This is a genomic window from Pseudoalteromonas sp. CF6-2 (genome assembly GCF_021729425.1).
In the GTDB taxonomy this organism is placed as follows: domain Bacteria; phylum Pseudomonadota; class Gammaproteobacteria; order Enterobacterales; family Alteromonadaceae; genus Pseudoalteromonas; species Pseudoalteromonas arabiensis.
On the sequence record NZ_CP091442.1, the window covers coordinates 1,386,821 to 1,407,467 of the forward strand.

The 20,647-nt window shown below is 41.3% G+C and carries 15 protein-coding genes; 10 read left to right on the forward strand and 5 right to left on the reverse strand.

The annotated features are described in order from the left end of the window. Window positions 1-43: 43 nt before the first annotated feature. Window positions 44-622: a CoA pyrophosphatase gene (locus L3Q70_RS06455; protein WP_062570696.1), complete on the reverse strand. Its 579-nt coding sequence runs from the start codon at window positions 620-622 to the stop codon at window positions 44-46. 17 nt (window positions 623-639) lie between these two features. Beyond that, on the reverse strand, window positions 640-1,983 hold the full coding sequence (gene pabB, locus L3Q70_RS06460; protein WP_237115097.1) for an aminodeoxychorismate synthase component I: 1,344 nt from the start codon (window positions 1,981-1,983) through the stop codon (window positions 640-642). 181 nt (window positions 1,984-2,164) lie between these two features. Between pabB and L3Q70_RS06465 the strand changes: the two genes are divergently transcribed. From L3Q70_RS06465 to L3Q70_RS06495, 7 genes are all read left to right on the forward strand, one after another. Continuing rightward, window positions 2,165-3,691 (forward strand): fumarate hydratase, encoded by a 1,527-nt coding sequence (locus L3Q70_RS06465; protein WP_237115098.1) that lies wholly within the window; start codon window positions 2,165-2,167, stop codon window positions 3,689-3,691. A 403-nt stretch (window positions 3,692-4,094) separates the two neighbouring features. Continuing rightward, window positions 4,095-5,135: a Glu/Leu/Phe/Val dehydrogenase gene (locus L3Q70_RS06470; protein WP_062570699.1), complete on the forward strand. Its 1,041-nt coding sequence runs from the start codon at window positions 4,095-4,097 to the stop codon at window positions 5,133-5,135. Window positions 5,136-5,271: 136 nt separating this feature from the next. Then, window positions 5,272-5,928 (forward strand): CatA-like O-acetyltransferase, encoded by a 657-nt coding sequence (locus L3Q70_RS06475; protein ID WP_237115099.1) that lies wholly within the window; start codon window positions 5,272-5,274, stop codon window positions 5,926-5,928. A gap of 130 nt (window positions 5,929-6,058) precedes the next feature. Beyond that, complete coding sequence (locus tag L3Q70_RS06480) at window positions 6,059-8,950, forward strand: ligand-binding sensor domain-containing diguanylate cyclase (protein ID WP_237115100.1); 2,892 nt, start codon at window positions 6,059-6,061, stop codon at window positions 8,948-8,950. 193 nt (window positions 8,951-9,143) lie between these two features. Further along, window positions 9,144-10,355, forward strand: coding sequence for an elastinolytic metalloprotease pseudoalterin (locus L3Q70_RS06485; RefSeq protein ID WP_237115101.1), 1,212 nt, complete (start codon window positions 9,144-9,146; stop codon window positions 10,353-10,355). A gap of 114 nt (window positions 10,356-10,469) precedes the next feature. Next, entirely contained in the window at window positions 10,470-11,294 is an 825-nt protein-coding gene (locus L3Q70_RS06490) for a M90 family metallopeptidase (RefSeq protein WP_193988645.1), read from the forward strand. 99 nt (window positions 11,295-11,393) lie between these two features. Next, window positions 11,394-14,579, forward strand: coding sequence for an amidohydrolase family protein (locus tag L3Q70_RS06495; RefSeq protein WP_237115102.1), 3,186 nt, complete (start codon window positions 11,394-11,396; stop codon window positions 14,577-14,579). A gap of 54 nt (window positions 14,580-14,633) precedes the next feature. Here the strand turns inward: L3Q70_RS06495 and L3Q70_RS06500 are convergent, their stop codons facing one another. Then, the gene (locus L3Q70_RS06500) at window positions 14,634-15,176 is read right to left on the reverse strand and encodes a TetR/AcrR family transcriptional regulator (protein ID WP_237115103.1); all 543 of its coding nucleotides are present in this window, start codon (window positions 15,174-15,176) and stop codon (window positions 14,634-14,636) included. Window positions 15,177-15,276: 100 nt separating this feature from the next. Here L3Q70_RS06500 and L3Q70_RS06505 point away from each other — a divergent pair, with 100 nt between their 5' ends. Then, window positions 15,277-15,753: an HPP family protein gene (locus L3Q70_RS06505; protein WP_062570706.1), complete on the forward strand. Its 477-nt coding sequence runs from the start codon at window positions 15,277-15,279 to the stop codon at window positions 15,751-15,753. Between the two features lie 30 nt (window positions 15,754-15,783). Here the strand turns inward: L3Q70_RS06505 and L3Q70_RS06510 are convergent, their stop codons facing one another. Continuing rightward, window positions 15,784-16,161, reverse strand: coding sequence for a hypothetical protein (locus L3Q70_RS06510; RefSeq protein WP_062570707.1), 378 nt, complete (start codon window positions 16,159-16,161; stop codon window positions 15,784-15,786). Between the two features lie 149 nt (window positions 16,162-16,310). Between L3Q70_RS06510 and L3Q70_RS06515 the strand changes: the two genes are divergently transcribed. Next, a complete protein-coding gene (locus L3Q70_RS06515) occupies window positions 16,311-17,063 on the forward strand; it encodes a Nif3-like dinuclear metal center hexameric protein (RefSeq protein ID WP_062570708.1) in 753 nt (250 codons plus the stop codon). Window positions 17,064-17,183: 120 nt separating this feature from the next. Here L3Q70_RS06515 and L3Q70_RS06520 read toward each other — a convergent pair whose 3' ends face one another. After that, a complete protein-coding gene (locus L3Q70_RS06520; protein WP_062570709.1) occupies window positions 17,184-18,071 on the reverse strand; it encodes a LysR substrate-binding domain-containing protein in 888 nt (295 codons plus the stop codon). A gap of 287 nt (window positions 18,072-18,358) precedes the next feature. Between L3Q70_RS06520 and metE the strand changes: the two genes are divergently transcribed. After that, window positions 18,359-20,632, forward strand: coding sequence for a 5-methyltetrahydropteroyltriglutamate--homocysteine S-methyltransferase (gene metE / locus L3Q70_RS06525; RefSeq protein ID WP_237115104.1), 2,274 nt, complete (start codon window positions 18,359-18,361; stop codon window positions 20,630-20,632). Window positions 20,633-20,647 lie beyond the last annotated feature (15 nt).

Genomic DNA, 20,647 nt, shown 5'->3' on the forward strand with positions numbered 1-20,647 from the left:
GATAACGTTTAAACGTGTCTGTGTAACCCTAAAAGCAGGATAATTAAACTGGTAGGGCGAGCTGTTTGATAAAGTTATTAATAATGCTGGCTGTTGCCCCCCACAGTAGACCGTGCGGAGTCATCAAGCCTTGCAACGTAATAGTTTTTCCATCTCGCTCAAAAGGTAGGGATTGCCAGTTTTGTTGATTACTCAAATAAGACAAGGGCATCAAAAAACTGGCAGCAACTTCGTTAGGGTCTGCTTGCCATGTTGTGCCTTCGCTAAGCGTACAAACAAATGGCTCAATCGTGAAACCGGTTAGGGTCGCGTATTGATGCAACTTACCATAGACAGTCACTTGATGTTTGCCAATGCTGAGCTCTTCATTAAGCTCTCGAAGGGCTGTGTGCAGCAAAGATTCATCTTGCTCCTCATACTTACCTCCGGGCAGGCAAATTTCCCCAGGGTGATGAAGTAAATAACTTGGTCGTTTGCATAGTAATAAATGCGCTTTGTCATTCACATCGAGCAGAGGCAGCATCACGGCACTGGCACGCTTTTCGGCATTAAAGCGAATGGTAGCTGGGCGCTCAGTGGTTTGACTTAAACTAAAACGGGCAATTAGTTGCTGACTATTCAAGGCTGTTACTTCAACTTTTACTTTAATAAAGGCAGTATTTTATTTACTTTATCGTAAGTTTCTTGGTACTCCAAGTCGACTTTTGAATCAGCCACAATGCCGCCGCCAGCCCAACAATAGATTGTACCTTGATGACACACTAAAGTGCGAATTGTGATACTGGTATCCATGTTGCCACAGGCACTTAAATAGCCAATTGAGCCACAATAGACACTACGGCGATGTGGTTCGAGCTCTTCTATAATTTCCATGGCGCGAATTTTTGGTGCGCCAGTAATTGAACCACCTGGGAACGCGGCATGAATTTGGTCAACGGCATCTTTGCCATCCGCTAATTCTGCGCGCACAGTACTTACTAAATGATGAACAGCCGGAAAGCTTTCTATGGCAAATAGCGATGGCACAGTCACACTACCTGGGCGAGCAACTTTGCCTAAATCGTTGCGCAAAAGGTCAACAATCATGACGTTTTCTGCACGGTCTTTTTCAGAGTGTTGTAAGCGAGTTGCTTGTGCTTGGTCTTGTTCAGGGTCAGCCAAACGAGGGAGTGTTCCTTTAATGGGCTTGGTTTCTATTTGACCTTGATTTATAGAGATAAAGCGCTCAGGTGAGATAGACAAAATAGCGCCATCTGGGTGATTTATATAGCTTGAAAACGGTGCTTTATTCGCTTCTCGTAATTGTTTATAGGCTTGCCATGTTGAACCTGAAAATTCAGCTTTAAAACGCTGAGCAAGGTTAATTTGATAACAATCACCGCTTTTTAAATAAGCTTGAATTTTCTCGAACTTTTCGTTGTAGCTGGCTTTACTCATATTTGACCGCCAGTCGCTTGTTAGCGCGAACTCTGCACTTGCTGGTGTTTCGTTTAGGTGCTGTTGGTACAGCGCTAAGCGATTTTGATTTGGCTGACAGACGTAAAACCAGCTTTGTTGCTGCTTATCGAAAATAAGGGCATCAGGATAAAGGCCGACAGCCATTTGCGGCATATTAATGTCGTTTTCGGCATTATTTGGCATGGTTTCAATCACACGACCTAAATCATAGCCAAAATAGCCAAGCCAACCACCCGTAAATGGAAGCTTATTTGAGCTTGGTGTGTGATTAAACTCCCCAAGACCCGATTTCATCAAGCTAAAACAATCACTTGATTGAGCCTTGCCGTCGACAAAGCATGTATTTTCGCGCACCTCTAATTGCCTTAATGGCGCGATGGCAATGATATCGAAGCGGCTATTTATATGCTCGCTATTGGCTGAATCGAGCAATACAGCATAGGGCAAATGAGCAAAATGACTAAATAGCGCGATGCAGTCACCGCTTAATTCTAATTTAATGCACAAATTTTCATCGTTTATCATCTACATTGCCCTGAATAACTAGCCCGAAACGGGCGAGGAGGGTATCATAAGTTAAATTTGATTGGCAGCGTTATGATTTCCTTTATAGTGATGCCATGACTAACCCGTAGAGTAAATCTTCGTCACCGGTTTACTCAGGATCACGTACAGCGCTACGTGATAAAAACTTAAGGAACCCGTAATGAGCACAATTCGTCAGCAAGACTTCATTGATAGCATTGAAGATGCATTGCAATACATTTCTTTTTATCACCCTCTCGATTTCGTACAAGCCCTAGAAAAAGCTTACAACAAAGAGCAAAGTAAAGCGGCAAAAGATGCCATCGCGCAAATTTTAATTAACTCTCGTATGTCTGCTGAAGGTAAACGTCCACTGTGCCAAGATACAGGTATCATTACTTGTTTCGTGAAAGTAGGTATGGATGTTAAGTGGGATAAAACAGACATGACTGTTCAGCAAATGGTTGATGAAGGTACACGTCGCGCATACTTAAACCCAGATAACCCGCTACGTGCATCAATTGTTGCAGACCCAGCTGGTACGCGTAAAAACACCAAAGACAATACTCCTTCAGTTGTTCACATCGACTTAGTGCCAGGCGCTGAAGTTGAAGTAATGGTAGCTGCGAAGGGCGGCGGCTCAGAAAATAAAACGAAAATGGTTATGCTTAACCCATCTGATGATGTGGCTGCATGGGTTGAAAAAACATTACCAACGATGGGGGCGGGCTGGTGTCCACCTGGCATGCTAGGTATAGGTATTGGTGGTACGGCTGAAAAAGCAGCGGTACTAGCGAAAGAATCATTAATGGATCCGGTTGATATTCACGAGCTTATTGAGCGCGGCGCCGAAACAACTGAAGAAAAAATGCGTATCGATATTTTCGAACGCGCTAATAAATTAGGTATTGGTGCACAAGGCCTAGGTGGTTTAACAACTGTGGTTGATGTAAAAATCAAAACGGCACCGACTCACGCAGCATCAAAACCAGTGGTAATGATCCCTAACTGTGCAGCAACACGTCACGTTCACTTCACGTTAAATGGTTCAGGCCCTGCTGATCTTAAAGCACCGAAACTAGAAGATTGGCCTGAAGTTACGTTCGAAGTAGGTGAAGGTACACGTCGTGTTGACTTAAACACACTGACTAAAGAAGACACACAAGAATGGAAGATGGGTGAAACTGTACTTCTGTCTGGTACTATTTTAACGGGTCGTGATGCCGCGCATAAGCGTTTACAAGATATGATCCAATCAGGTGAAGGTTTACCTGAAGGCGTTGATTTCGATAACAAGTTTATCTACTACGTTGGCCCTGTAGATGCAGTGGGTGATGAAGCGGTAGGTCCTGCTGGCCCAACAACAGCAACGCGTATGGATAAATTCACTGATATGATGTTAGAAAACACAGGCATCATCGGTATGATTGGTAAAGCTGAGCGTGGCCCTGCAACGGTTGAATCAATCAAAAACAATAAGTCTATTTACTTAATGGCGGTAGGTGGTGCGGCTTACCTTGTATCTAAAGCAATCAAGAAAGCACGTGTTGTTGCATTCGAAGATTTAGGTATGGAAGCAATTTACGAGTTTGAAGTAGAAGATATGCCAGTAACGGTTGCTGTGGATAGTGAAGGTGCCAATGCGCACACGCAAGGCCCTGCTATTTGGAAAGCAAAAATTGAAGAACTTGATGGCAAATTAAAATAACCATCTTGCAACGCTTTTAATAAAAACGGCGCACCTGCGCCGTTTTTTTTCAGCTCTGACCAGTCTCAGTTATTTTCTCAACATATCTTTAAAAAGCAGATTCTTCTTGGCTTTATTGCTACATTCTTCTTGTCACTTTTTCTTTACGCTATACTTTACCTTTACGTTCACGTAATAAAGTTGCTGATGTAAATAGTTTATTTTGAATTAACAATGCTTAATATTTGCTTTGGTAGGTATATTTTTCCCTTAAAGCGTTATTTTTTGAGTGATTGTTTCAACGTGGGAACTTTGCTTAGTTTTATCATCTCATTTAGTGGCAAGGGAGCATTCGAAGTGATAGAGTCTCGGCAATTTCAGCGCTCACACCCTTTGGGGTAAGAAAATTTCGGAGTATTTAACTGTGGCTGTATTTAATAAAGTCGACTTTGATAACCACGAGCAAGTGGTGTTTTGTTCAGATAAAGAATCAGGCCTTAAGGCGATTATTGCGGTTCATAATACCAAGTTAGGTCCAGCTGTTGGTGGTTGTAGAATGTGGGACTACGCAACGGATGAAGCTGCCGTAACAGATGCACTTCGTTTATCAAAAGGTATGACGTATAAAAATGCTGTGGCACGTTTACCATTTGGTGGCGGTAAGTCAGTAATTATCGGTAATGCAAAAGAAATTAAATCAGAGCAGCTTTTCCGTGCATTTGGTCGCCAATTAGAGCGTTTAAGTGGTAGCTACTATTCCGCTGAAGACGTAAACATCACCTGTGATGATGTGGCTATCATGAACAAAGAAACTAACTATGTACTAGGCCTTGAAGGCAAAAGTGGTAACCCATCACCATTCACAGCCTATGGTACGTTCTTAGGTATTAAAGCCGCTTTACAACACCAACGTGGTCATCAAGATCTTGCTGGTATCAAAGTAGCAGTGCAGGGCTTAGGTGCAGTAGCATACGGTCTTTGTAAGCATTTGCACGAAGCGGGTGCAACGTTATTTGTAACAGATATTAACGAGCAAGCTGTTGAGCGTGTTGTAAATGACTTCAATGCAACGGCTGTGGGTATTGATGAAATCTACGACTTAGATGTTGATGTGTATGCACCATGTGCACTAGGCGCAACGGTAAATGACACGACTATCCCGCGTTTAAAAGCAACAATTATTGCAGGTTGTGCGAATAACCAATTAGCAGAGTCTCGTCACGGAGAAATTATCCGTGAAAAAGGTATCTTATATGCACCAGATTACGTAATTAACGCAGGTGGTATTATCAACGTTTACTACGAAACTGCGCCAGAAGGTTATAGTGCAGAAGCATCAACTAAACACGTTGAAGGTATTTTTGATACGCTAACTGAAATCTTTGCTCGCTCTGAAAAAGAGCAAAAATCGACGCATTTAATTGCCGATGAACTAGCATTAGAAATCATCGAAAACGGTTTATAATTTAGTAAATCGACTAAATTTATAGTTAAAAAAAGGTGCGCAAGTCGCACCTTTTTTGTCTCTGTTATTTATCGCATCAAGGTGACGAAGTAATGCTTGCTAGGTACACTCGGTTTTTAAATCTCGAGGACGCCTAATGAAAACTCTATCTTGTGAAGTCACCCCAATTGATCTTAATACTTGGCCTCGTAAACAGCATTTCGCTTTCTTTAAAGAATTTTCTCTGCCTTTTTTTAATGTGTGTGTGTCGCTCGACATGGCGGCTCTTTACAACAAGTGCAAAGCAGAGCCGTATTCGTTCTTTCACAGCTATGTCTACCTAACGCTTGAAGCATGTCATGACTATGCGCCAATGCGTCAACGTATAGTTGATTCTCTACCTGTGCAGTTGTCATCAGTTCGAGGTAGCGTGGTTGAGTTGGCTGAGGATGAAACATTCCGCTTTAGTTATTTTGAAAAACACGCCTCGATTGAAGACTTCTCAAAACATGCCATTGCAGTGGGTAAAACAAGTAAAGCAAAACCATTTTTCTCTGATGCATTTGCTGCAACAGAAGGGCAACCTGATCTTATCCATATCTCAGTGCTACCGTGGTTAAATTTTACTGGTTTTTCTCATGCTGTGAATGAAGGTCATGGTCTTGGCATTCCTAAATTTGTATTTGGTCAGTTTGACTTACAAACTGGCAAGATGCCGCTATCAATCGATGTGCATCACGCGTTGATGGATGGCTTACATGTCGCACGTTTTGTAAAACTACTGCAAGAAAAAATTAATGATTTTTGTAAATGATTGTTGCTAATTGTGACTAAACTGAGTAAAAATTAGCACTTAGGTAGTATTTGCTCAGTTGGTTGAATTTTCGCTTATTCTGCAAAACTATACACAGTAATAATGATAATAAATATCAAGGTTTTATTTTATGGCGCGGGTAATCTGCTGTGTGTTGTTATTTTTAAGTTTTGGGCTTATAGCCAAACCGGCACGGCTGTCATTAACAGATTACTTCACTGAAACATGGAGCACTCGCTCTGGCCTACCGCATAACAGTATCAATAGTGTTAGCCAAACAAAAGATGGTTATATTTGGGTGGCAACGTGGGAAGGCTTAGCACGTTTTAACGGACGAGAATTTAAACTTTTTACCCGCACAGAACTTCCAGGTTTACCTGACTCAGGTCTACGCAGTTTGATTGCCACAGAGAACGGAGATTTGTACATAGTCGGTGCTCGTGGAGGAATTGCGAAAAGGTCGCAAGGTCATTGGCAGGCACTCCCAGCTTCATCAACAATGGTAAATCATGCCCTTATTACAAAAAGTGGAGAGCTTTGGCTCGCTTTAGAGGGGCAAGGTATACTTTACCGCTCATCTGAACAAGCGCCTGAACAACAGCTACTAGATAAGCTAAGTGTGTATCGATTATTACAAGATAATGATGGTGTTATCTGGGCAGCAACAAGTGATGGCTTATATAAAATTATCAATAAAAAAGTCAGTAAAGTTAGCTCAAATTCAGGTTTACCTGATACATCCGTTTTTACTTTATTACTTACCCAATCAGGTGATTTAGTTGTAGGAACTGAGAGTGGAGCCTGGAAAAAGCAACACGATGTATTTGTTTCCATAAATGATATTTTAAACAATGAATCAATATCGAGTTTGCTTGAAGATGCAAAAGGGGACTTATGGTTTGGCACCATTAATAAAGGTGTTTTTAGGTTAAGTGAGCGAGGGCTCGAGAACCTAGATGCGGATGATGGATTGCCTAACAACCGGATCTTATCTCTTTGGCAAGATCGTGAAAAAAGTATCTGGGTTGGTACTAATGCAGGACTGTTTAGATTACGAGAAGCGCCATTTACCAACTGGAGTCAAAGTCGGGGGTTGGCATCTGATTATGTCAGAACAGTTCTTTCCCACTCCGATGGCAGTGTATGGGTTGGAAGCAGTAATGGGCTCAACCGCATTGAGAAGGGTGAAATTAGCACTTTAAGACAAGCTTATGAACGTGATCCTTTATCGGTGTTGAGTTTAACCGAAGATAAAAAAGGTGATGTTTGGTTAGGCACGTATACAGCCGGCTTAATGAAAGTCGTTAATAGTAAAATTTACCCTGTAAAAAATAGAAAAAACGGTTTAATCAGCAATGAAGTTCGTTCGTTACTTTTTGATTCTGAAAATAATTTATGGATAGGTACTGCCAGTGGTTTAACAAAGTTAAGCGAAGATGGGCAAGTGTATTCTTATACATCAGAAAATGGTTTAGCGGGTGACTTTATTATAGCCTTGGCGGAGGACACTCAAGGTCGATTATGGATTGGTACCGGAGTCGGTGTGTCAATTTATACACCGTCTGAGGACCGTTTTGCCACTATCACTTTTCCAGAATACTTTAGCACTGAATATGCGTTTGGCTTTTATGTAGACGATACCGATATGTGGTTAGCCACTGACAGAGGGTTGGTTCGTTATAATATGCTAAACGACACAATGGCACTATTTGGTCGTCAAGAAGGGCTACCTGTCGATAAATTATTTCAGATAGTTGAGCAAGGTGGCTCACTTTGGTTGACAAGTAATAGAGGTATTATTCAGGTAAACAAGGCGCAATTAGTCGCATTTTTAGATGAGCCTGACCGCGTTAATCCACTTACTGTGTCCATGCAACTCTATGATGAAGGTGATGGCATGCTGAGCGCTCAAGCTAATGGAGGCTCAACACCTGCAGCAACACTTCACTCTGATGGGCAAATATGGATTGCTACCGCCCGTGGTGTTGCTGTCGCGACGCCTGAGCGGCTAAAAGAAGCCAGTACACGTCAATTATCCACCGTCATTGAAAGCTTTGATGTGGATGGCAGAGCGGTTACATTGCCACCAAGTAATGAAGTGCTTAACTTGTCGCCAGGTATTTCTCGGGTGTCTTTTAATTATGCGGGGCTGAGCTTTATTATGCCTCAGCGACTTAACTATCAGACCCAACTGAGCGGTTACAATGAACAGTGGGTTGATAGAGGGCGCCTGGCTATTACTGAATACACGAATTTAGCGCCAGGTGAGTATACCTTTAAAGTGCGTGCCGGCTATCCCAACAGCGATTGGCAAGATAACGAGCAAGTTTTACGCTTTAGAATAGCCCCTTATTTTTGGCAGAAGACAAGCTTCAAACTTTTAATCGTTTTTGCCTTTATTCTAATAGCTTACAGTATTTATAAATTTCGTTTATACCACTATAAACGGATTGAAATAGAGTTAACCGAAAAAGTAGAGCAACAAATGCATGACTTGAAAAAGCAAGCGGATGCATTTGCACATTTGGCTAATCATGATCAGTTAACTCAGTTGCCTAATCGACGCGCTTTCGATGTTTGTTTGTCACAAAGTTTTGATAAATTCAGAAAAGAGAATAAATTCTTCTCTATTGCGATCATGGATATTGATCATTTCAAGTCAATTAACGACAATTTTTCTCATCTAATAGGTGATAAAGTAATTTGTGAAATAGCACGCTTACTCACTTTAAATTGTACCCATATAGGTCAAGCTGCTCGCTGGGGTGGCGAGGAATTTACGCTCTTATTCCCAGAAAAAACAGCAAAAGAGGCGGCACGAGTATGTGATGTGATTCGCCTTGAGATTGCAAACTATGATTTCTCGCATATCGCCAGTGGTTTGTCTGTTACGGTTAGCTTTGGTTTAGCTGACAGCCAAAGTGCAAGTGATTACGATCGGCTTTTAGCACAAGCTGATAAGGCATTATATTGCGCCAAATCCGCAGGACGAAATCAGGTTGTTATTTACGGCAATGAATAATTAGTTCCTCAATCAGTTATTGATTACAAAATAAAATGTTTTATTTTTGTACACGCTTTCGGCTTCAAGGTGGTGTTATTAAAGGTACATTACTTACGTTAATGTTTACATAAAAATATAAAATTAACAATTTATTCACTTTTGATCTACATTTTTGTTCCCCGTATGGGGTTTTATAAAAGGGAACAAAAAGATGAATAAACATTTACTAACACTTGCGGTTACGACTGGACTTGGTTTTTCTTCTATAGCGTTTGCCGGTGTGCATAACCATGAAACGTTTGAATTTTCAGACCAAGCAGTAGAACAACTGAATCTTAATTCATTATTAATTATGGATGACCAAACATTTGTATTTAATAATGACCTATTAAATGAAGACTGGGATAACTACTTCGCGTCGTATGCCCCTGAACTTCAAAGTAAACAAGCTTTTATACTACACTGGGCTGGCTATTATAGTATTAACCCAAAAGTGATTTTGGCACTGATTGAACAGCAAAGTGAGGGACTCTCTGATCCTTCGGTTGAATTAGAAAGCGTGTTTAAAAATATCTCTGACAAGCAAGGATTTGAGGAGCAGGTTAAAGACGTTGTATTTAAATTAAGTCAACGTTTCTATGCCTTTAAACACTGGCAAGAGCAAGCCGTAAAGCATGATAAAAACTCAAACTCCATAAAGCATTTAATTAGGCCTTCACAAGTGAGTACTGCCGCTACAGCTGCGCTTGCCAGCATGATGAGTAAGCAGCACAATCTGCATGGTCAGGCAAATGATTCTTTAACTCGCTTCTTAGATATATTCGAGCAACTATCACCCGAACAGTCTCTTATCTTGAACACAGACCAAGTCACTTTCTCAGGGGAAGAGCAGTCGGTTCAAGCCACATTTACTATGAACTTACCTTGGTCTCAAGGGTATTATTGGTATAGTGGTGGAGCGCATTCAAACACTGGCTCAGGTTATCCTTATTCTTCATTAGACTTTAACAATGGTTCTGGTGGATGGGGAAGCAATACGCCTTGGGTTCAAGCCGCACATGGTGGGGTCATCACTCGTTTTTCGTCATGTAATATACGGGTAACGCACTCAAGTGGCTTTGCAACTAATTATTACCACATGTCTAACTTACAATACAATAATGGTGACACTGTGCAGCCAGGAACGTTGCTAGGTCGTTATGCGAATAGTTATAACCAAGCACTGTGCGAAGGCGGACAATCGTCTGGTCCACACGTACACTTCACTTTATTACAAAATGGTCAGCAAGTTTCATTACATAACCGTTATATCAGTAATTACCGTATTGATGTTGGTAATAGTAACTATGATTCAAATTGTAATAACTTTTATTTTGAGCGCAATGGACGTAGAACCTGTGCTTGGCAACCCTTATACCGTTAATGATGGTAAAAGCCGTGTTTAACACGGCTTTTAATGTTCAATTAATTTATCAAGTATTGATCTTTTCTTGTTTGCACACATTTAACTACTAAGACCGTTTTTTAGGCGATGGTAATGCTTAACCTATTTTTGTTACTTTCCTTAGTTATTTTTATTGTGTGTTATTGGCGCTGGGATGATATTAGAAATCATTTTTGGCAAAAAAAATACCATCGTTTTGCTCTTAACTCACAGCAAAAGAATTTGTTGCTAAAGTACATGCCCATCTACCAAAGAATGACCGACGCCGATCGTGAAAAGCTGGAACGACATATCGTTTGGTTTTTAAATGAAAAACGTTTTATTGGTTGTGATGGCTTAAAACTTAACGAATCTATGAAGCTGATAGTTGCTGCTGATGCGTGTTTGTTAGTGCTCAATAAACCCTGGCCTTTGTACCGTAATGTAAGAGAAGTTTTATTGTACCCTAGTGCTTATTATGCGCCCGAGACTTCGCGAGATGGTGCAGGTTTAGTAAGTTATCACAACGCTGTTCGTCAAGGAGAGTCATGGCCTGGAGGTACATTAGTGCTTAGCTGGCATGATGTACTAGAGGGGAATCGCCTGCCAAGCGATGGTCATAATTTAGTGTTTCATGAATTTGCCCATCAACTAGACCAAGAAACGGGTAAAACCACAGGTACACCGCTGCTTGCCAGTAATGAAGATTACCAAAAATGGGCAAAAGTATTTAGTCGCGCGTTTAATCAACTCAAAACCCATTTAGCTTACGGTATGCCACATGTTATTCATAGTTATGGCGCGACCAATGAAGCTGAGTTTTTTGCTGTCATCACCGAAACCTTTTTAGAAAAACCCGCTGAACTGAGACAATTTGATCCTGAAATTTATCACTTGCTAGTTGGCTATTATCAGTTTGATCCCATTGCGTGGCATTAGTCGACTATTTACGTCTGTTTAACACGAATCACTGGAATCTTGCTATGCTATTTGGTGCAATCTTAAAAGTGTGCAAAAACAATAAAAAGTGAGATTTCAATGAAGAAAATGCTTCATACAGCCCTAGCTGTATCGATTTCACTTGCTCTAACTGGGCAAGTAGTGGCGGCAGAGCAATCAAATGATGACAAATGGCAGGTGGACGCACCAAAAGGCCAATTCCTAGACGCTAAAATTAGTGTTGAGCAGGGCACGTGGATGAATGTGGATATTAGCCCTGATGGTAAAACTCTGGTGTTTGACCTACTTGGCGATATTTATACCATGCCAATGTCGGGTGGTACTGCAACGCAATTAACCAGTGATATTGCATGGCAAATGCAACCACGCTTTAGCCCTGATGGTAAGCACATTGCGTTTACTTCAGACCAAGGTGGTGGCGATAACATATGGGTTATGGATTTAAACGGTGAAAACCAGAAAGCAGTAACGAACGAAACATTTCGTTTGTTAAATAGCCCTGCTTGGAGCCCTGATGGTGACTACTTAGTTGCGCGTAAGCATTTTACTGCAAGCCGCTCTTTAGGGGCTGGTGAAGTATGGCTTTACCACAAAGCGGGTGGTAAAGGTGTACAGCTAACTGCACGCGAAAATGACCAAAAAGACTTAGGTGAACCAATGTTCTCACCGGATGGTCGTTATGTGTATTTCTCGCATGATGCAACGCCGGGTAAAACATTCCATTACTCTAAAGACTCTGTAGCGGGTATTTATAAAATTAAACGCTATGACCGTGAAACCGGTGAGATTGAAACAATTATTGATGGTATGGGCGGGGCTATTCGACCTACACCTTCACCAGATGGTAAAAAGCTTGCGTATATCAAGCGTGATGACTTCCAAACTAGCTTGTATTTATATGATCTGCACACCGGTGAGCATACAAAGCTTTATGGTGAGCTTGAGCGTGATATGCAAGAGACATGGGCTATTCATGGCGTATACCCAACAATTGCTTGGACACCAGATAACGAACAACTGGTCTTTTGGGCGGGTGGGTCAATCCATAAACTAGATGTTGATGATAAGTCTGTCTCGGCTATTCCATTTAAAGTTGAAACTAATAAGCAAATTCAAAAAGCCGTGCGCTTTACACAAAATATTGATAGCGACAATTTTGATGTGAAAATGCTGCGCAATGTACAAATCTCACCGGATGGTGAAACGGCTATTTTTGAAGCGCTAGGTCATATTTATAAACGTGATTTAGAGTCTGGCAAAGTGAAGCGCTTGACTAAGCAAGACGATCACTTTGAATTATTTCCGCAGTTCTCACGTGATGGTAAGAAGATTGTTTACACCACATGGGATGATAACGAACAGGGCTCAATCCGTGTTGTATCTGCGCGCAGTGGCCGTGGCGATACGATTACTAAAGAACCAGGTAAATATGTAGAGCCAACATTTAGCCCAGATGGTAAAACGGTTGTTTATCGTAAAGCGTCTGGCGGCAGTATCCTTAACCCGACATGGTCATTAGAGCCTGGTATTTACTCAGTAAGTGCTAAAGGCGGTGATTCAACACTTATCACTAAATCAGGTTATCAGCCGCAATTTGGTGCAGCGAACGACCGTATATATGTGATGAGTCCTTGGCCAAAGCCAACATTAAGTGTTGTTGAACTTGAATCAAAGCAAGTTCGTAAACTTTATGAATCAGAGCATGCAACAGAGTTTAGAGTATCACCGAATGGTCAATACTTAGCGTTTGCAGAGCGTTTTAAAGTATTTGTTACGCCATTTGTTGAGCGCGGCAAAACCATTAATATTGGCCCGAAAGATAGCCAATTCCCAATTGAGCAGCTTTCTGTTCGCGCGGGTGAGAACATCAGCTGGAGTGGCACAAGCGATAAACTTTATTGGAGCTTAGGCCCTGAGTTATATCATGCAAGTCTAGCGGGTTTATTTGATATTAACCAAAATGCAGAGACTGATTTTAAAGTTAAAAGCGGCGACAACATCGGTTTTACAAAAACCATGGCGGAGCCTAACTCAGTCTTTGCGTTCACTGGCGCGCGCATTATCACCATGAACGGTGAGCAGGTTATTGAAAACGGCGTTATTGTAACTGATGGTAAGCATATTAAAGCGGTTGGCAGTAAAGACAGTGTTGCTATTCCTAAAGGTGCTGAGGTAATTGATGTAACCGGCAAGACGATTATGCCAGGGATTGTTGATGCGCATGCGCATGGCTCGCAAGGTAGCGATGAGATCATTCCACAGCAAAACTGGAAGAACTTAGCAGGTTTAGCGTTAGGTGTAACAACGATTCACGATCCATCAAACGACACCACTGAGATTTTTGCTGCAAGCGAAATGCAAAAAGCAGGCATGATTGTCGGCCCTCGTATTTTCTCCACGGGTACCATTTTATATGGTGCGAATATGCCAGGTTACACGTCGCATATTGATTCGTTAGAAGATGCCAAATTCCACCTTGAGCGCTTAAAGAAAGTGGGCGCGTTTAGTGTTAAATCCTATAACCAACCACGCCGTGAACAGCGCCAGCAAGTGATTGAGGCAGGTCGTGAACTTGAAATGATGGTTGTGCCAGAGGGCGGTTCACTACTGCAGCACAACTTAACCATGGTGGTTGATGGTCATACGGGTATTGAACACTCAATTCCTGTTGCCAATATCTATGATGATATTCGCCAGCTTTGGTCACAAAGTGATGTAGGTTACACACCGACACTGGGTGTCGCATACGGTGGTATTTGGGGTGAAAATTATTGGTACGATAAGACCGATGTGTGGAATCACCCACGCTTAAGTAAGTTTGTGCCAAAGAATCAGCTTTTACCTCGCTCAATGCGTCGTGTTAAGGCGCCCGATCATCACTATAATCACTTTAACAATGCCCGTGTTGCCAAAGAGCTGCAAGACTTAGGTGTTTTAGTGAACCTAGGTGCTCATGGTCAACGTGAAGGTTTAGCCGCACATTGGGAAATTTGGATGTTTGCGCAAGGTGGTATGACACCACTTGAAGCAATTCGTGCAGCAACCTTAGATCCTGCTAAATACATTGGCCTTGATAAAAATATCGGTTCACTTGAGGCGGGTAAGCTTGCCGATTTAATCGTTATTGACGGTAACCCGCTAACGAATATTCGTGATACAGATAAAATCGATTACACCATGATTAATGGTCGTTTATTTGATGCTGCAACCATGAACGAAGTGGGTGAAAAAAAACGCGAAAAGTTATATTTTGAAAAAATCTAACATAGCGAAAATCTAAACTGAAAGCGGCCATAGTGCCGCTTTTTTATTGTTTATTCATTGTTTTAAATGAGGAAACTGTTTAATTCCTACCAGTTTTGCTTGGCAGATCATACCCTCAACGAGTGTCATCAAATAGTGGCTGTACGAGTCCAGCTGCGAACTTTCCATGTTATTACACGCTGATAAGCGCAGTTTTATTAACTGCTGCACTGCCATTTTATGCTCTTTGCAGGCTTGATTAATTGGGTTGGCAGGATCAGCAAATTCGGCTGCAGTGTTAATAAATAAACAGCCATTAAAATCACCTAATTCAGTCACTTTAGAATTAAACCACGCTTCATGGCAGCTGATCAAAGCGACTTTAAATTCTTCAATAGTTGTTTGCTTGCTGGTGGCTTGCGTTAACCAATTTAAAAACCTGTTATGTCGCTCACTAAGGCACGCTAGTAATAGTTCATCTTTACTTACGAAATGGTGGTACATGGTTTTTTTAGCGACACCCGCGACACTAATAATCTCGTTTATTCCCACACTATGAATGCCTTTTTGATAAAAAAGTGACAGGGCGGTCAAAATAATATGTGTTCGTTTATCCATAACAAGATCTCAATTGGCGACTAATGATAGCTTGACAGAAGTAGACCGACTTGTCTACCATTTGCCGAGTAGACAAATCGGTCTACTTTTAGGAGGCGTTATGGAAAATAAGGTGAGTAAAGCGGCTATCGCAGGTGTAATTGCTTGTATGGCAATTTTTGTGTTGGCCTATTTACAGCAATTAGGAAATTACGGTATTTGGTTGATGGCACCATTTGGTGCAACTGCGGTGTTGGTATTTGGTGTACCACACAGCCCGCTTGCGAAAGCGAAAAATGTCATCGGAGGGCACCTTTTGACTGCATTAATTGGCGTTGTATTTGTAAATTATGTCGGTGTAGGGCCTGTTGAAATTGCTATCGCCACAGGGCTGGCAATCAGTCTCATGATGTTGACAGACACAATACATCCCGCGGCAGGGGCAAATCCAATTTTGATTATGCAATCTTTGCAAAGTTGGGATTTCTTAGTAATGCCTGTATTGATTGGCACTATTTTTATTGTGCTATTTGGTTATTTTAGTCAATGGCTATTAAATATTCAGCTGGATGAATATAAAAAAACCACTAACGAGTAGTGGTTTTTAAAATTATTAAGTGTAAGTAAATTACACAACACCACGTGGTAAACGACAATCGTGGTCTTTTTCAGCTAGGTTAACGATCCAAAGTTCTTCAGCTTTGTAACCATCATCGTTTGCTTTAACAACAGTGAATGATGCTTTTTTTGCTGTTTTAGCTGGCGCAGCGGTTTTAGTTTTGGTTTTTTTCGCTGGGGCTTTTGGTGCTTCTTCTGCCTTAGGCTCAGCTGTTTTACCAGAAGTAAGCTCTTCAGTCAGCGCTGCAACATCGGCTAGGCGCAAGTTTTTGCCACCATCGATGCTATACCAACCAGGTTTTGTAGTAATTTCAGGTTTCTTACCATTCGCTGCTTCGTATGCTGCTTCGAAGGCATTTAACACTTCTGTTTTGTCTAGTTTGCTCATCAGAGACCCTATACGTTGTAAACACAGATTAAGAATATATATTTATACCTATTTTCAGCTTACTTTTCAATTTTTTGCGATTTTCCTTTCATTTTTCGCTCATAACCGCCAAAATTTGCACAAAATAGAGGGTTGGAGAACGGTTTTATATGCAACGCAAACAATTTACTCAATTACTAAATGACATTCTTAAGCCTGAATTAATCGCTGATTTCTGCCCCAACGGTTTACAAGTTGAAGGCGCGAGCGAGGTAAAAAAAATAGTAACGGGTGTAACAGCAAGCCAAGCATTGATTGATGCAGCGATAGCCGAAAATGCAGATACAATTTTGGTACATCACGGCTACTTTTGGAAAGGGGAGTCGCAGTCAATTACGGGTATGAAAAAACGCCGTATTGCAGCGCTTTTAAAGAATGATATTAATTTATATGGCTATCATTTGCCGCTAGATATACACCCCGACATTGGTAATAACGCGCAATTGGCAAAGTTACTCGATATTGAGTTTACTGCTGGGCTTGAATCCGGTCCTAATAGTGTGCCGGTAAAAGGGCGTTTAAAAACACCATTAACGGGTGAAGAATTTGCCGACAAAATTGCCCAAGTACTCAATCGCGCACCGTTAACAAGCTTAGTTAGAGAAGAGAAAATTGACACTATTGCTTGGTGTACTGGTGGTGGGCAAGGGTATATTGATTTAGCTGCCTCGCAGGATATTGATGCTTATTTGACAGGTGAAGCATCTGAACAAACGATTCACAGCTCACGTGAACAAGGTATCGATTTTTTTGCAGCAGGTCACCATGCGACAGAGCGCTATGGCATTAAAGCTCTGGGTGAGTTATTAGCTGAGCAGCATGGTTTTGATGTCACCTTTATTGATATCGATAATCCTGTCTGATTCTATGGAGACTACTGCGCCTTTGCATCAAAGCAGTGGCGCATATTTCACGGGCCAATGGACTGAACCAGCAAGGGAGCATAAAAGCCCATGTAACCATGTCAGTTACGTGAGCTTTTATTAACGGCCGTTATTTTGTTTACAGGTATTTAAAAAGTGGCGATAAACAGGGTTATCTTTCATATTTTTTTTCATTGCTAAATACATCGGGCGTGTTAACCCTAACGCACCTAACGGAATCGATTTAATAAGCCCTTGGCTTTCATAAGGGGTCACTAACCAATCGGGCAAAGCCGCAACCCCCATACCAGCACTCACCAACTGGAAAATCAATAAGCCTTGGTCAACCGTTTTCAGCGTGCCATCGAATCGTGCATTTTGGATAAAATGTTTAAAGATATCTTGGCGTTCACGTGGAATGGGGTAAGAAATTATCGTTTCGTTTTTTAAATCCAGTGCGGTGACATAGGCTTTTTTGGCCAGTTCATGATCAGGTGAAACAATCAGTTTTAACTTAAAGTCAAATAAGTGTGCGTATTCTAATTTGTCTGGCTCACGGATATCAGAGGTGAGTACTAAGTCCAGTTCATCATTGATTAGATCAGGAATAGCGTCATAACTAAAGCCTCTTTCATAATCGACTTTAATATCTGGCCAAAAGTTGTTGAACTCTTTTATAGTCGGTAATAGCCAGTGAAAGCAAGCATGGCATTCGACACTTAAGCGCAGGTTTGAAATTGGCTGATTAAGGCTTTCTTTTAAACGGCATTTTGTCGCTTCAACACGCGGTAAAACTTCGTTTGCTAACTCCAGTAACAGCATACCTTGTGGCGTGAAGCGCACAGGCTGCGTTTTACGCTCGAAAAGTTGACAGTCTAATTTATTCTCAAGATCTTTAATTTGATGCGATAAAGCCGATTGCGTTAGAAACAACTCTCGGGCTGTATTGACCAAAGATCCTGTTTCTTTAAGGGTTGCTATGGTTTTTAAGTGTTTAATATCGATCATCTTTAAAAAATCTCATGAAAAATGTGAGTCAAACTCAGATTATGGACATAGTACGCCTACAATTATGTTTTTTCAACGTCTAGACGTCTAAAGTTTCAGAGGAATTTTACCTCATATTTACAATATACTTTTACTAAATAAATTGACAGCGTTGTCATTTATATTTTACTTAAATTATTTTTTAAATCCATGAAATTACCTCAAGTTGAAACTGAGAAAGCATCAGTTGAATTAGGTTTATCTCATCGCTAATGTTTTAGACATCTAAACAGCTAAATGGAATGGGTATGGCACAACTACATAATTTAGGCTTTCCTCGAATAGGAAAGAAACGTGAGTTAAAGTTCGCAATAGAATCTTATTGGGCAGGAAAAATAAACCAGCAAGTATTACTCGAACGAGGTAAGTCTATTCGACAAGAAAACTGGGCACTACAAGCTAATGCCGGTATTGACTTACTGCCTGTAGGTGACTTTGCTTGGTATGATCATGTTTTGAATACATCACTTTTGGTGGGAGCAATTCCAAAGCGCCACTATAGTGAGGAAGGTAACGTTGACTTAGATACACTTTTTAGAATTGCTAGAGGGCAAGCGCCTACTGGATGTCAATGTGCAGCAAGTGAGATGACAAAATGGTTTAATACAAATTATCACTATATTGTTCCTGAGTTATCGGAAGATCAAACATTCGCACTGACTTGGACTGAACTATTTGAGCATGTGCAAGAAGCTCATCAATTAGGCCACAAGGTGAAGCCTGTGATGGTTGGCCCTGTGACTTATTTACATTTGGCTAAGCCTGCAGGAAAGCCGTTTGATACGTTATCATTACTAGAAAAGCTTTTACCTGTCTATCAACAGGTATTAGCTAAGCTTGCGAAGCTGGGTGTTGAGTGGGTTCAAATAGATGAACCTGTTCTTGCCTTAGAATTAAACTCTGGCCAGCAAAAAGCACTTAAAACAAGTTTTGCGACGCTCTCAGGACAAGGTGTGAAGTTACTACTTGCCAGTTATTTTGACTCAGTAAATGATTATGTTGCCGATATAGCTAATTACCCTGTAGACGGTGTGCATTTTGATTGTGTTGCAGGAAATGTCGATATATCAAAGCTTGATACCTTAATCACACAGCAACAGGTACTTTCACTGGGTATTATTGACGGTCGTAATATATGGCGCAGTGATTTAACGCAAAAGTATTCTGTATTGCACGCGTTAGCTAAAAAAAGAGGCGATAACCTGTGGCTTGCGCCATCTTGTTCGTTGCTTCATACACCTGTCGATTTAGACCAAGAGCAGCAATTAGAGGGGGAAATAAAATCGTGGCTTGCTTTTGCCAAACAAAAAGGCGAAGAGTTACAACTATTGCGTAATGCGCTTAACACAGGGCAAACACAGTTGCTGTATGATTACAGTGAGCCAGTTAAGAAACGTTTAATATCAGCGAGAGTTAATAATCAAGATGTGCAAAACCGTCTGAGTACACTAACTAACAAAGATGCTAAACGGTCTAGTCCATTCTCCGTTCGAATAGCCAAACAGCAAAGCGCACTTGGGCTACCTTTACTACCGACCACCACGATAGGATCTTTCCCGCAAACTCAATCGATACGTAAAGCACGTAAAGAATTTAAAGCGGGGGTTTTGCCTGCTGCTGAGTATCGTCAGCAGATGGAAGCAGAAATTCGCTATGCTGTTGAAGAGCAAGAGGCGTTACAGCTCGATGTTTTGGTGCATGGTGAGGCAGAGCGTAACGATATGGTTGAGTACTTTGCGGAGTTTTTGCAAGGCTTTGCATTCACCCAATTTGGGTGGGTACAAAGTTATGGAACGCGTTGTGTAAAACCCCCGATTATTTGGGGCGATGTGTCGAGAGAGCAATCTATGACAGTTGAATGGACGCGCTATGCACAATCTCTAACAACGAAGAAAATGAAAGGCATGCTAACGGGTCCGGTGACTATTCTATTTTGGTCATTTATCCGTGATGATTTAGATAAACCTACCATTGCTAAGCAGATAGCATTAGCGCTTCGTGATGAGGTTGTCGATTTAGAGCAAGCTGGTATAAAGATAATTCAAATCGATGAGCCCGCTTTTAGAGAGGGTATACCATTAAAATCAAGTGACTGGCAATCGTACTTGGACTGGGCTGCTTATGCGTTTCGTGTTTGTGCATCGAAAGTGGCAGATGAAACACAAATTCATACTCATATGTGTTATGCGGAGTTTAACGACGTCATAGCGGGTATTGCAGACATGGATGCAGATGTCATCACGATAGAAACATCTCGTTCAAATATGGAGCTATTAAAAGCATTTGAGGATTTTGATTATCCGAATGATATCGGGCCAGGGGTGTATGATATTCACAGCCCAAATATCCCCGATATTGCTTGGATTAAGAACTTAATTCACAAAGCGGCTAAAAAAGTGCCAGTAGAGAGGCTCTGGGTCAACCCTGACTGCGGTCTAAAAACCCGCGGTTGGGAAGAAACACGCTTAGCATTACAAAATATGGTTAATGCCGCTAAAGAGTTACGCCGAGAGTTAGGCTAACCTCATAAACATACT

What these genes read in the sequence shown, in the direction of transcription:
- pabB (WP_237115097.1), bottom strand. Translation starts at nt 1,983, where the DNA reads ATGATAAACGATGAAAATTTGTGCATTAAATTAGAATTAAGCGGTGAC.
- L3Q70_RS06465 (WP_237115098.1), top strand. Translation starts at nt 2,165, where the DNA reads ATGAGCACAATTCGTCAGCAAGACTTCATTGATAGCATTGAAGATGCA.
- L3Q70_RS06475 (WP_237115099.1), top strand. Translation starts at nt 5,272, where the DNA reads ATGAAAACTCTATCTTGTGAAGTCACCCCAATTGATCTTAATACTTGG.
- L3Q70_RS06480 (WP_237115100.1), top strand. Translation starts at nt 6,059, where the DNA reads ATGGCGCGGGTAATCTGCTGTGTGTTGTTATTTTTAAGTTTTGGGCTT.
- L3Q70_RS06485 (WP_237115101.1), top strand. Translation starts at nt 9,144, where the DNA reads ATGAATAAACATTTACTAACACTTGCGGTTACGACTGGACTTGGTTTT.
- L3Q70_RS06490 (WP_193988645.1), top strand. Translation starts at nt 10,470, where the DNA reads ATGCTTAACCTATTTTTGTTACTTTCCTTAGTTATTTTTATTGTGTGT.
- L3Q70_RS06495 (WP_237115102.1), top strand. Translation starts at nt 11,394, where the DNA reads ATGAAGAAAATGCTTCATACAGCCCTAGCTGTATCGATTTCACTTGCT.
- L3Q70_RS06500 (WP_237115103.1), bottom strand. Translation starts at nt 15,176, where the DNA reads ATGGATAAACGAACACATATTATTTTGACCGCCCTGTCACTTTTTTAT.
- L3Q70_RS06505 (WP_062570706.1), top strand. Translation starts at nt 15,277, where the DNA reads ATGGAAAATAAGGTGAGTAAAGCGGCTATCGCAGGTGTAATTGCTTGT.
- L3Q70_RS06510 (WP_062570707.1), bottom strand. Translation starts at nt 16,161, where the DNA reads ATGAGCAAACTAGACAAAACAGAAGTGTTAAATGCCTTCGAAGCAGCA.
- L3Q70_RS06515 (WP_062570708.1), top strand. Translation starts at nt 16,311, where the DNA reads ATGCAACGCAAACAATTTACTCAATTACTAAATGACATTCTTAAGCCT.
- L3Q70_RS06520 (WP_062570709.1), bottom strand. Translation starts at nt 18,071, where the DNA reads ATGATCGATATTAAACACTTAAAAACCATAGCAACCCTTAAAGAAACA.
- metE (WP_237115104.1), top strand. Translation starts at nt 18,359, where the DNA reads ATGGCACAACTACATAATTTAGGCTTTCCTCGAATAGGAAAGAAACGT.